At 70.6% G+C, this 11995-nt stretch carries 7 protein-coding genes; 2 read left to right on the top strand and 5 right to left on the bottom strand.

Going from position 1 to position 11995, the window contains the following annotated elements:
• Positions 1-250 precede the first annotated feature (250 nt).
• The 5 genes from ACWGDX_RS00120 to ACWGDX_RS00100 all read right to left on the bottom strand — a co-directional run bounded on the left by ACWGDX_RS00120 (position 251) and on the right by ACWGDX_RS00100 (position 9039).
• Positions 251-805 (bottom strand): GNAT family N-acetyltransferase, encoded by a 555-nt coding sequence (locus ACWGDX_RS00120; RefSeq protein ID WP_453620615.1) that lies wholly within the window; start codon positions 803-805, stop codon positions 251-253.
• Between the two features lie 186 nt (positions 806-991).
• Positions 992-2665 (bottom strand): discoidin domain-containing protein, encoded by a 1674-nt coding sequence (locus ACWGDX_RS00115; protein WP_453620613.1) that lies wholly within the window; start codon positions 2663-2665, stop codon positions 992-994.
• 315 nt (positions 2666-2980) lie between these two features.
• On the bottom strand, positions 2981-7060 hold the full coding sequence (locus tag ACWGDX_RS00110; RefSeq protein ID WP_453620611.1) for a discoidin domain-containing protein: 4080 nt from the start codon (positions 7058-7060) through the stop codon (positions 2981-2983).
• 354 nt (positions 7061-7414) lie between these two features.
• Positions 7415-8050 (bottom strand): uracil-DNA glycosylase, encoded by a 636-nt coding sequence (locus ACWGDX_RS00105; protein ID WP_453620609.1) that lies wholly within the window; start codon positions 8048-8050, stop codon positions 7415-7417.
• A 194-nt stretch (positions 8051-8244) separates the two neighbouring features.
• Positions 8245-9039 (bottom strand): MBL fold metallo-hydrolase, encoded by a 795-nt coding sequence (locus tag ACWGDX_RS00100; RefSeq protein ID WP_453620607.1) that lies wholly within the window; start codon positions 9037-9039, stop codon positions 8245-8247.
• Between the two features lie 503 nt (positions 9040-9542).
• Here ACWGDX_RS00100 and ACWGDX_RS00095 point away from each other — a divergent pair.
• Together ACWGDX_RS00095 and ACWGDX_RS00090 are read left to right on the top strand one after the other, a co-directional pair.
• Positions 9543-10736, top strand: coding sequence for an MFS transporter (locus tag ACWGDX_RS00095; protein WP_453620605.1), 1194 nt, complete (start codon positions 9543-9545; stop codon positions 10734-10736).
• Between the two features lie 144 nt (positions 10737-10880).
• The gene (locus ACWGDX_RS00090) at positions 10881-11885 is read left to right on the top strand and encodes a D-cysteine desulfhydrase family protein (protein ID WP_453620603.1); all 1005 of its coding nucleotides are present in this window, start codon (positions 10881-10883) and stop codon (positions 11883-11885) included.
• The last annotated feature ends 110 nt before the right edge of the window (positions 11886-11995 follow it).

The following is an 11995-nucleotide window of genomic DNA, read 5'->3' as shown; positions in this document are numbered from 1 at the left end:
CACCCGCTCACACCCCTTCGCCGCTACACCGTCTTCCGCCCCCGCATCACGACCCCGGCGCCCGCCCATGCCGGGTCGTCGCGTGGAATCGGCCGGTAACCGTATCCCGAACACCCGTCGACTCGCGAGGAGTCGTCCCGGAGGGAATCGTGTCGTGAGTGCTCGGGCCGTCCGGACCGCGGGGGCGGTGAGGGCATTGAGGGCGGTGAGGGCTCGTCGCGTGAGCGGGTGCGTCGTCCCGGCTGCCCGGTCAGAGAGCCGCGGGCCGGAGTCCGGTGGTCACGGCGGAGCCGGGGGCGGTGGCGGGCCGGGGCACGGCGCGGGCGACCGCCAGCGGCTTGGCGTAGCAGCGGCTGAGCTCGTGGAAGCGGTAGTGGCCGAACTTGGCGCTGGGTTCGTAGCCGCTGGACGTGTAGAGGGAGATCGCCTCCGGCTGTTTGGTACCGGTCTCCAGAACCATACGGGTACGGCCCGCGGCGCGGGCGTCGTCCTCCAGGGCCGCCAGCACCAGCCGGGCCAGACCGCGGCCGCGCGCCTCCGGGATCACGTACATGCGCTTGATCTCCGCGTCACCGTCCGCGTACCCCTGGTCGTTCTCCTCCTGGCTCCGCCAGCCGCCGGTGGCGACCGGGTTGCCCTGGTCGTCGTAGGCGATCAGATACAGGCCCTGTGGCGGCTGGAACATGGCCGGGTCGAGGTGCGTGGCGTCGCCCTCGTGGCCATATCGCTCGGCGTACTCAAGCTGCACGCGGTCATTGAGCGTGACGGCGTCGGGGTGACCGAAGGAGACGCGTTGTACATTCATACAACCGATCGTACTTCCATGCGATCGGCGTGCTGGGTGATTATTTTCTCGCACCGTACAGGCCGCGCGCGCCCGTGGCACCGTCACCGCCGCCTGCCGGTCTGACGGTCCGCGTCCTCGGCCCTCGGCCGGGTGCCGAGGGCCGAGGACGCGTCATCCGTCTTCATGACATCGGCTGGCGTCGTCTCACTCGGCGTAGACGCTCAGTCCTGAGAGCTGGCCCGCGGGCCAGCCGGTGTTCGCCGTGAACTGCACACGTACGTACCGTGCCGACAGCCCGGAGGCGAGGGCGAGCGTCACGCTGTTGCCGGTCGCCGGGTTGAAGACATGCGCGGCCTGGGCGCTCAGCGGGGAGAAGGGCGTGTTCTCCGCCGCGCCGAGGACGGACAGGGTCTGGGTGCGGGTGGACCAGGCGGGGTTCGGCGGGAGGGACAGTACGACCCGTTTCACCGGCCGGACGGAGCCGAGGTCGACCTGGATCCACTGTGGGAAGGCGTTGTTGGGGCTCTCCCAGTAGCTGTTGGCGTCACCGTCGACGGCGTTGCCCGGACCGTAGTTCTGCGTCTGGCCGCTCGCGCTCGCCGGCTTGCCGCGCGCGAGGTCGCCGGTGGGCGGCGGGGTGGTGCCGCCGGTCGGTGTGGGGCGGGTGGCGGTCAGCGCGAGCTGGCCCTTCAGCATCCGGCCGCCGTCACCGGTGAGCCGCAGATAGTAGTCCGACGAGCACGCCGTGCCGTCCTCGTCCAGGGCCCGGATGCCCGAACCCACCGGGATCTGGGAGGCGTTCTCGGCGGTCTTCGCGATCTGGTTGCCCTCGTTGAACTCGTCGAACATGGAGATGTAGATCCCCGCGACCCCGAGACGGCACATGTTGTAGAACTGCCGCCACATGAAGTCGCCGTGCGAGCGGTGTCCCGACTGGAGATCGCCGGGCAGTACACAGGGCTGGTAGTCGATCCCGTAGGCGTCGCAGTGCGCCTGGTCGGGCCCGTTGACGTTGGCGTAGAAGTTGTCGGCGCCCGCGACATTCCCGATCCGGCCGACCATCCACGGCGAGAGCATGTCGAAGGCGTGATACACGTCCAGATATCCGGCCCGTGAGTCCTCGTTGCCGCTCCGCCAGTGCGTGGGCACCCCGCCCATCACATAACAGCCCTGCGCCTTGAACCAGTTGACGACATCCAGACACACCGCGGCCGACCAGGTCTTGTTGGGCTCGTTGAAGCCGAAACCCCAGATACCGACCACCGGTTTGCCGTTCTGGCGGGCGTAGGCCGGGGATTCGGTGTACACCCTCATCTTCTCGATCCAGTCGGCCTTCATCTCCGGCTGCATATTCGTCCAGGCCGTGGCGTCGTACATGATGTAGAACTTCCGCCCGTACTTCTCGGCGGCGCTCCGCACCTTCCCCGCCATGGCGTCCCGTGTCGCGCCCTCGCCACCGTTGGGGTTGAAGCGCTGGAGCGCGGCGGTGTCCAGGCCGTACTGCTGCATCCACGAGAAGTGCGTGTCGACGGTCTGCTGGTCGTACGAGGAGAACAGCGTGGCCGGCTGCCCACTGCCGAGCGCCGGATAGGCGGTCCGGTACGTATGGGTGTAGTCGCGTACGTCGGGCCAGCTCACGATCGCGGTGTTGCTGGGGGACGGTGACTGGCCCCAGTTCTGCGACCAGTGCCACCAGCCGTTGATCGGCGCACCGTCACCGGAGCAGGCGAACCAGCCCTGGTAACCGACGGTGATCTTGCCGACGACATCCCCGGGCGGGGAGGCCGCCTGCGCGCTCTGGGCCTGGACACCCAGGCCCACCGCCGCTCCGGTGCCGGCCAGTGCGGACGCGATGACGGTCCGTCGGGAAACGGCCATGGGGGGTTCCTCGCATTCGGCTCTGCGTATGGACGTGCGGGGAAGATCGGTGGCGCTCGGAGAACGTGGCGCGCGTGCGGACACCCGTGTGCGAGTGGCGGTGCGCGCGTCCCGGCGCCCGCCGCCACCCCACACAACGTAGAGACCTCTCTGGCCACGGGCAAGACAAAGAACTGAAAATTATTGACTGATCGACGTCAGATCCGAAGGGTCCAGCGAAATTACTGCTTTGGATGGGTGCGTCACCCAGGGCACGTACGGAACGGGCACGGCGGGACCACGTCTTGTGGCCCCGCCGTGCCTCCTCATGAGCGCTCAGACGCCCACCGAGACGGCGGGCACGTTGTATCCGTCCAGGCACAGACGGGGCCGGCCCGAGGGGAGCGCCTCGGCGGGCCAGGAGAGGGTGATCGTCCGGGACTCGTCGGGCAGCAGCCACAGGTAGTTGTCGCCGTAGAGCGTCGGCAGAACGCGCTCACCGCTCCGCTCGTCCCGCAGCGAGAGCCTGACCATCGCGGCGACGGACGAACCCCGGTTGTGCACCCGAGCGGTGAGCTCCCTGCGCTCCCCCGACCGGCTCACCCTGCCCGGGTCCACGGACACCTTGGCCGTACGGACCGTGTTGAGGGCCCGCATGTCCTTCGGCTCGCGGTAGCGCCAGTAGGTGTTCTCCGACAGCACACGTCCCCGCGCGTCCGTGAGACTCAGCCTCAGCAGATGGAACGCCGGCAGGTCCTCCGCCGGCGCGGCCGTGAACACCCGGGTGGTCGCGGAGCCCTTGAGGTCCACCCGCTCGCGCTTCTCCCCGCCGAGCCGGCGGCCGTCGAGACCGTAGCACCGCGCGGTGACCACCGCGCCGGGGATGTCCTGCGGTGTGTGGTTGACCGCCATGACACGCCAGTCGGTGGGGTCCGCCTGCACATGCAGGGTCTCGCACGAGGTCCGGGCACCGTAGTAGGTGCCATTGACGTCGAAGTCGTAGTCATAGGTCTGCCACACCGTGCTGTACCACGCGGGGTGGGACATCCACAGCAGCAGACCGCCGGCGTCGTCCCACAGCCGGGCGTTCCACGCCTCGAACATGGCCCTGGTGTTCTCGTAGTTGAGGAACTGCGCCTTGCGGCAGAAGTCCTCAAGACCCTTCGCCGTGCCGAGCCTCTCCTCGATCGCCGCCTTGTAGTTCTGCGGCGCCTGATTCCCCTGGGTGCTCCAGTCGTGGTAGAACCACGCGCCGCCGATCGGCCACTCGGGCTCGTCGCCGACGAGATTGCGCATCGTCTCGGCCGTGGACACCGTGGGCATACCGATCTCGGTGTGGAACCCGTAGATCCCGCCGCCGAAGGTCGAGGGCGAGAAGTAGCGCGCGGGCTCGACCCAGCCGTACGGGCCGCCGCCGGAGACGATGCCGCCGGCCGAGTTGTTCTGGTATAGCAGACCGGGCGCCTCGGCCGTGACCGCCTCCCGCATCCCGGTGTCGATCGCCTCCGGCGGATTGCCCTCGTTGGCGCCGCACCACACCGCGATGCTGGGGTGGATCCGGTAGCGCCGCACGGTGTCCCGGGCAAGGCCGTTGAACGCGTCGTGGTCCGGCGGGTCCATGGCCCAGGCGTTCGGGAAGTCGTTCCAGACCAGGATGCCGTGCTCGTCGCAACTGGCGTAGAACTCCTCGCGGTTGCTGCTCCCGACCCAGTTGCGGATCATGGTGAAGTTCATGTCCCGGTGCATCCGCACGGCCGCGTCGATACGCTCGGCCGGCATACGCCGCAGCAGTTCGTCCCAGCCCCAGTTGCCGCCCCGGCAGAACACCCGTACCCCGTTGACACTGATCTTCAGCGGTACGGTCGTGTTGTCGACGGAGGTCACATCGCGCCACGACTCGCCGTCGTCGGAGACCTGGATGGTGTACGACCTGGCGTACGCGGACTCCCAGACGATGGCGACCCGGTCGAAGGAGACCGACTCGCCGAGGTCGACCTGGATCCACTCGCCGTCCTGGTAGGCCGAGGACCAGCGCGTCGCGCCGTTCCCGTCCACCGCGTTCCCCGGTCCGCTCCCGCTCTCGGACGAGGACGCGGTCGCGTCCTTGCGCAGCGCCAGGTCCGTACCGGGGCGGTTGCTGTCCACCACGGACAGGCTCCACATCGAACAGCCCCAGCTCGTCGCCCTCGCGGTGCACAGCACCCGCAGATGGCGGGCCTTCTGGGCGGCGAACGCGGTGCTCTGCAGACTCGCGCTGCCCCCGGTGAACGGCAGCGGCACGGCGGAGTTGTCGACCGCCTTCACCTCGGTCCACTCGTCGCCGTCGTCCGACACCTCGATCGCGTACGTCTTCGCGTAGGCACGCTCCCAGGTGATGACGGCCCGGTCGAAGCGGACGGACGAGCCGAGATCGACCCGTACCCACTGATCGTCCTCGAACGACGAGGACCAGCGCGTCCGCGGGTTCCCGTCCGTCACATTCCCCGCCGCGTTGCCCGGATCGTCCGCCGAGGACGCGGTGGCATCCCGGCCGAGAGCCAGGTCCGTGTCGGCCCGGGAGCTGTCCACGACCGCGAGGTTCCATATCGACGAGCCCCAGTCGGTGGCGCGCGTCCGGCACAGGACCCGCAGATAGCGGGCTGTCCGCGGAGCGAAGTCCACCGTCTCCGCGTACGAGTCGGTCGCGGACTGGAAGGTCAGCGGGATGTCGTACTCGTAGCCGAACTGCCGGATACCGAAGCGGGTGGTGCGCCGGTCGCTCTCCCGTCCGTCGGCCGACGCCACCAGCGTGAGCTCATGGAGGTTCGCCTCGCCGTAGCCGTTGGGCCACCACAACTCCGGGTCGCGCAGGCGGAGTTGCGGGTGGGTGGCGGGAGAGAAGATGACGTCGGCCGACCCGCCGCCGGGGACCGTGACCGACTGCGAGACCTTGACACGGCCGAAGGCCGCCGACACCGTGACGCGCCGGCTGCCCGTGGCCGCGTTGTGGACGGGGACCACGACGGTGAGCTCCGCGGTACGGGTGTCCGGCAGGTCCGGCAGTACGGTGTCCACCCGCGGGTCCCCGATGACCGCGTCCCCGGTGGACCGCAGCCGTACGTGGTTCCAGATCCCGGCGGCCCGGTCGCGCACGGCGGGCATCCAGTCCCAGCCGGAGGAGGCCAGATACGTCGGCGAGTTGCGGTTCATCGTCGTCGCGCCCGCGTCCACCCACGCCAGGCCCTCGGGCCCCTTGTCGGTGGGGCTGCCGGGGAACGGCATCGGGCTGATCCGTACCGCGAGGGCGTGCTCGTCCTTGTCGGACCCGGCCAGCGATCCGGTCACGTCGTACGCGCCACGGGCGAAGGGGAACGACTGGGTCTCCACCTTGCTGCCGTCGAGCCAGATCTCGGCCTCGTGGTTGATGCCGTCGAACTCCAGCCAGAGCCGCCGGCCGCGGCCCGCGTCGAGGCCGCGCGGCAGCCGGAAGCGGCGCCGGTACCACCACGCGTGGCGGGAGAGGGCCTCGGGGACCTGGAGGTTGTTCAGCCCGGCGACGGGGTCGGGGAGGTGCCCCTGGTCCACGAGGGAGGTCAGTACGGTGCCCGGTACGGTCGCGGGCAGCCAGCGGCTCGTGTCCACATCCGTCCGGGACAGCGCGGCTCCGTCGCCGCCCGCCCAGTCGTCCATGGTGAGGTCCCAGCCGGACTCCAGCGGTACGGTGCCGTCCCCGGCGACCTCCAGCGGCTCGACCTCACGCCGGCGGGTCCCCCAGTCCGTCCAGCCGGTGGCCTCCGGCCGGGCGCCGCGGCTGACGCCGTACACCTGGAACCCGTTGAGGCCGAGGGGATTGGCGTTGGACCGCTTGCGCACCGTCATCCGCACCCACCGGGCGGTGACCGGCTTCGGCAGCGCGATCTCCACGACCCCGCCCCGCCCGGAGTCGGTGCCGTACACCTGCGTCCAGGACGTGTTGTCCCGGGAGACCTCGATCACGAACGCGACGGCGCAACTGGACAGGATCTCCTGGCCCGTGGTCCTGTCACGCGGGTTGCCGCCCGGGGCGTCGACGTAGGGCGGGTCGTCCACCGTCGCCTCGAAGGTCAGACGCAGCGACTCGACCTCGCAGGCCGCCTGGAGGTCGACGGATATCCACTGGGGATCCCCGTCGCCCGCGCGCCATCCCGAACCGCGCACACCGGTGAAGTCGAGTCGGTCCACCACGAACCGGCCCGGCGTCGGCGCGTAGTCGGTGGAGGACACCGACACGGGGCGGTAGGCGGCAAGCTCGCCCTTGGACCGGGCCGTGGCGGGAATGTCCCCGGTTGCCGCGTGACTGGTGGCCGGAAGCACCATGCCCAGACCGAATCCGGCCAGCAGGGTGGAGCCTGAGCTGAGAACCGTGCGACGCGACGGTTGTGCGGGTGGGACAGACATCAACAGAAGCTCCGATCAGGCTTGCTGCCACAGAAAGGTGAACCAGCAACCGAATGACAACGATGTCAGATCGTGGTTCGGCAGGAAGTGATCTGTCAAGGGATGCGCACGGACTTACTTTCTCCCGGCGGAGGATCGGCTTCCGCCGGGAAGGGGCTCGGCCGGGGTGCTCCGGCTCCGCCCTGGAGACGGACCTCGCCGCCCGGTCACGCGCGCAATTTTTCAGCCGCCGACGGCCTCGTCACCGGTCATCCCCTCGACCACCGCGGTGACGAACGCGAACCCTCCGGATCCGGGACATGATCCGCCGGACAGTCCGTCCGACGGTCCGTCAGACAGTCCGCCGGGAAGTCTCTAGGCGCGGTTGAGGGCGGCGAGTTGGGTGGCGAAGATACGGGCGCCGCCTTGGGCGGGGTGGCGTACGGCAGCCGCGGTGACACCGTTGCGTGCGAGAGCGTACTGGGCTTTGCGGCCGACAGCGATGATCGTGGTGATGGAGAAGGCTTCGACCAGCTCCATCACGATGGGGACACCGGCGGCGATCTCGGCGGCCCGAGGCGTGCGGTTGGACTCGGGACGGCCGGGCTCGTGCGGATGGTTGGGGTAGACCGGCCAGGAGATCGGCAGCGGGCCCCGCCAGTCGGCGAGCGCGCCCCATACGGCGGCCGACGACGCCTCCCAGGTGAACGCAGGCGCCTCGGGCGGTTCGAAGCCGTCGCCCTCCGGGGCGCCGGTGATCAGCCCCGGGCGGGCGGTGAGCTGACGCATGCTCATGAACGGAACACCGGTGATGGTGTGACCGCGGTAACCGGGGGCTTCACCGATCAGAATCACATCGGGCCGGATGTCCGCCATCAGTTCGAAGTAGTGCCGCAGGTTGCGATCGCGCAGCCGGCCCTTCTCGTCCGGTCCATGAGGGGACTCCGCGTCGTCCGGGACGGGAAGGGCACGCAGCAGTTCCCAGAACCGGTCGGTGTCGATCGCTTTCATCGGGGTCCTTTCCACCGCCCGCCGTGCCGTACGCGGCGACCGGGCCCTTCCCCGGCGTCGCCGGTCCGTCCCATGCGGCGAGTGTACGACCGGTCCGGTACGTCCGACGGACCGGTCGGACCGGTGCGGGAGGTGCGGGCGGCGCGGGAGGTCGCCACGTCCGTACGGCTCGTCGAACTGTCGGCCGCGCGGCCTCAGACGGTGACCGAGGCGCCGGGGGCGAGCAAGGTCAGCCGGTCCTGGAGGCCCTGACGGGTGAACGCGTCACGCACGGTGTCGGGGCCCTCGGTGAAGTGCTCCCAGCCCTCGGTGTGTACGGGGATGACGGTGCGTGCGCCGAGGATCCTGGCGGCTTCGGCCGCCTGGTCGCTGGTGAGCGTCAGATAGCCGTCCAGCAGCGGGGTACGGGCGGCGCCCGCGAAGAGCACCGCCAGGTCGACGGGCCCGATGTTGTCGGCGATCCGCCGTACGACGTCCAGGGACGCGTTGTCGCCACTGACGTAGATCGTGGGAACGTCCGGGCTGGTCAGTACGAACCCGGTGACGGGACCAGTGATGTCAGCCGTCCCGTCGGGACCGTGCTGGGCCGGGGCGCCGGTGACCTCGACATATCCGCCGTCCGGGCGCTCCAGGGTCAGCCGGTCCCAGGGCCGCAGTCCGGTGGCGGCGCCGCCGAGGCGTTCCGCGGCCTCGGCCGTGGTGAGCGTCACCGGGACCGTGGCGAGCAGACGGCGCCCGGCCCGGTCGAGGTTGTCGGCGTGCTGGTCGTGCGAGAGCAGCACGGCGTGGACCGTACCGATCTCCTCCGCCGGTACGGCCGGGCCGCGCGTCTTGACCAGCGTCCGGGTGCCGCTGGTGATGGGACCGGGGGCGTCGAAGGCGGGGTCGGTCAGCAGCCGCAGACCGCCGATCCCGATCAGCGCGGTCGGTCCGCCGACCAGCCGTACCGTGACGGGAGCCTTCCCGGTGGCATGTCGTCGGGCTTCCATGTCTCCATCGTGCGCCTCCCGGCACCGCGCCGCGCCACGAGCGGCTTTCTCGCCTGTCACGGGCCCGGCCTCCCGCGCGGCGGGGTGCTGAGCACGCGCCGCTCGTTGTGAATGCGACCGATACCGTCACGCACCGCGTCTCCCGAGGCTTATGCTGGGCCCCGCGCAGGTGTCAGTGACAACCAGTCAGCACCCGGCACCCGGCGCCCGCCGCGACCGACATCACTGTCCTGTCGTGGAACGTGGCACCGCCTTCCGCGACGGTCTTCCGCGAAACCTCCGCGCCGCAGCAGCTCCGGCCAGGACTGTCCCGCGCCCCCTGCGCCGTCCGCGCTTCCTGTGCTTCCCGCGCGTTCCGCGCATCCGCGCTTCCCGGGTGACCGCTTCCGCGGACCCTCTGTTCGGCGCGACGTACATCGGCGCCCCTCGCGCGACTCCCCCCATCGACCCCCACCGATCCGCTCCGGCCTCCCTCGCGGAACCGTCTCTTCTCAAGAGGTCTCATGCGAACACCTTCCACTGTGGATACTCCGGCCCACGCTCGGCGGCCGGCCACGAGGGCGGCCCTGGCCGTGCCGGCGCTGGGCGCCCTCGTCCTGGGCACGAGCGAGCTCGGTGTCGCGGGGCTACTCCCCCGTATCGGCGCCGACTTGGGGATTTCCGTCGGTACCGCCGGTGGTCTCGTCTCCGTATACGCCGTGGCCGTCGCGCTGCTGGGCCCGCCGCTCACCGCGATGACGAGTCGTCTGTCCCGTCGGCGGGTTCTTCTGGGGGCCTTGGGGGCGCTTGCCGTCGGGAACGGTGTCACCGCTCTCGCCACGTGTTTTCCCGCCCTGTTGGCGGCCAGGGCACTCACCGGAGCCGCGGCGGCGATCTACGCGGTGACGGCGCTGGCCGTGGCCACGGCGCTGACCGGACCCGAACGGCGAGGACGTGCGGTCGCCACCGTCTTCGGCGGCATCACGGTCTCCGCCGTCGTCGGTGTTCCCGTGAGTACGCTGCTCGGGGACGTGTTCGGCTGGCGTGCCGTCTACGGTGCGCTGGCCGCGCTGAGCGTGGCTGTCCTGGTGGCGGCTGTCCGTCTGGTGCCGGAATCCGCACCGGAGCCGCCGTCGGACATGCCGAGCCGGCTCAGGGCACTGGCCGAGGCGCGTCTGCTGGTCACCTTCGCCGGCAACGCCGTTGTCACCACGGGCCACTACATGGCATCCACCTACCTCGTCGTACTCCTGACCCGGGAGACCGGCCTCAGTAACACCACGGTCGGCGTTCTCCTTCTGACCGGCGGAGTCTCCGGTACGGTCGGCACCCTCGTCGGCGGCACGTGCGCCGACCGCCATCCTCGACGCGCTCTGTCAGGCGCCACGGCCCTGCTGGCCGTCAGCATGGCCGTCATTCCCCTGGCCATGGCGAGCCCGGCCCTGATCTGGCCCGTCACCCTGCTCTGGACGGCGGCCTTCAACGCCTTCAGCACCGCGGCGCAGGTGAATGTGTCCCTTCAGGCCCATCCGGTCACCGACCTCGCCGCGGCGGCCAATATCTCCGTGTTCAACGCGGGCATCGCCGTCGGCTCCGCCGCCGGCGGACTCGTCCTTCCCCTCGCCGGCTTCACGGGCATCGCCCTGACCGGTGCCGCACTCGCTCTCGCGGGACTCACCGCCGTGCTCATGAGCTTCGCGTACGCGGGGCCCCGCTGAGCGCGAACCGCGGGGGGAACGGGCACAGGTGCCGGCGGCGGTGTGCGACGACGTGTCCCGCTCGTGCCGCGTACGGAGCGTTGTGCCAGGCTGATCTTCGTACAGCCTGGCGGAACAGCCCGGCGGAACGGAAGGTGGGCGGGGATGGATTCGGTCGCGGCCGGGAACGGTGGAAACGCGCGGCGCGTGATGCTCGGGACGTGGCCCACCCCCCTTGAGCCCATGCCGCGGCTGGCCCGTGCCCTCGGTCTCGGCGCCGACGATCTGTGGGTCAAGCGTGACGACCTGATGGGTCTCGGTGGCGGCGGCAACAAGGTACGGAAGCTTGAGTGGACGTGTGGTGCGGCGGTGGCACAGGGCGCCACCGTCCTGGTCACCACCGGCGCGCCCCAGAGCAACCATGCCCGGCTGACGGCGGCAGCCGGCGCGCGGCTGGGACTCGACGTCGTCCTCGTCCTGGCCGGATCACCCGGTACGTCGGCGTCGGGCAACCTCGCCCTGGACGGGCTCCTCGGTGCCACGGTCGTCTGGGCGGGGGATGCCGACGCCCGGGAATTGCGGTCGCGCGCCGAGGAGGAGGCCGGGCGGCTCCGCGCCCGGGGGGCGGTCCCGGCGCTGATCCCCTTCGGCGGTTCGAGCGTGCTCGGAGCCCGGGGCTATGTCGAGTGCGGCTGGGAACTCCTCTCCCAGGTCCCGGATCCGCACACCGTCGTGGTGGCGCTCGGTTCGGGAGGGACCATGGCGGGCCTCGTCGGCGCGCTGGGCCCCGAGCGGGTGCTCGGCGTCCACTGCGGAGCCGTACGGGAACCGGCCGCCACGGTGTCGACGCTGGTCACCGGGCTGACCGGCACCCGCTGCGCACCGGGAGACCTCCGTATCCTGCTCGACCAGGTCGGCGACGGATACGGCGCCCTGACCGAACCTGTCATGGAGGCTCTCACCCTTACGGCCCGCACGGAGGGCACCGTCCTGGATCCGGTCTACACGGGCCGTGCGATGGCGGGGCTCATGGCGGCGGTCGGCGCCGGTGACATCGTTCCCGGTACGCGTACCGTCTTTCTGCACACCGGAGGGCTGCCGGGGTTCTTCGGCCACGCGGCGACGCTCGCACGCGCCGAGGCGGAGGCGACTCCACAGGCACCTCGCTGAGTGCGCTGAGTGGCAACGGCGTCCCGCGCCCGGGATCCCGGATGCCCGGACATGCCAGGCCGGGTGAGCGGAGTCCGCCGGGTGAGCGGAGTCCGCCGGGGGGCGGCGGC

The organism is Streptomyces sp. NPDC055025 (genome assembly GCF_053608565.1).
Note: the sequence above shows the minus strand (reverse complement) of the source record. Positions and strands in the feature narration are given on the sequence as shown.

What these genes read in the sequence shown, in the direction of transcription:
- ACWGDX_RS00120 (WP_453620615.1), bottom strand. Translation starts at nt 805, where the DNA reads ATGAATGTACAACGCGTCTCCTTCGGTCACCCCGACGCCGTCACGCTC.
- ACWGDX_RS00115 (WP_453620613.1), bottom strand. Translation starts at nt 2,665, where the DNA reads ATGGCCGTTTCCCGACGGACCGTCATCGCGTCCGCACTGGCCGGCACC.
- ACWGDX_RS00110 (WP_453620611.1), bottom strand. Translation starts at nt 7,060, where the DNA reads ATGTCTGTCCCACCCGCACAACCGTCGCGTCGCACGGTTCTCAGCTCA.
- ACWGDX_RS00105 (WP_453620609.1), bottom strand. Translation starts at nt 8,050, where the DNA reads ATGAAAGCGATCGACACCGACCGGTTCTGGGAACTGCTGCGTGCCCTT.
- ACWGDX_RS00100 (WP_453620607.1), bottom strand. Translation starts at nt 9,039, where the DNA reads ATGGAAGCCCGACGACATGCCACCGGGAAGGCTCCCGTCACGGTACGG.
- ACWGDX_RS00095 (WP_453620605.1), top strand. Translation starts at nt 9,543, where the DNA reads ATGCGAACACCTTCCACTGTGGATACTCCGGCCCACGCTCGGCGGCCG.
- ACWGDX_RS00090 (WP_453620603.1), top strand. Translation starts at nt 10,881, where the DNA reads ATGGATTCGGTCGCGGCCGGGAACGGTGGAAACGCGCGGCGCGTGATG.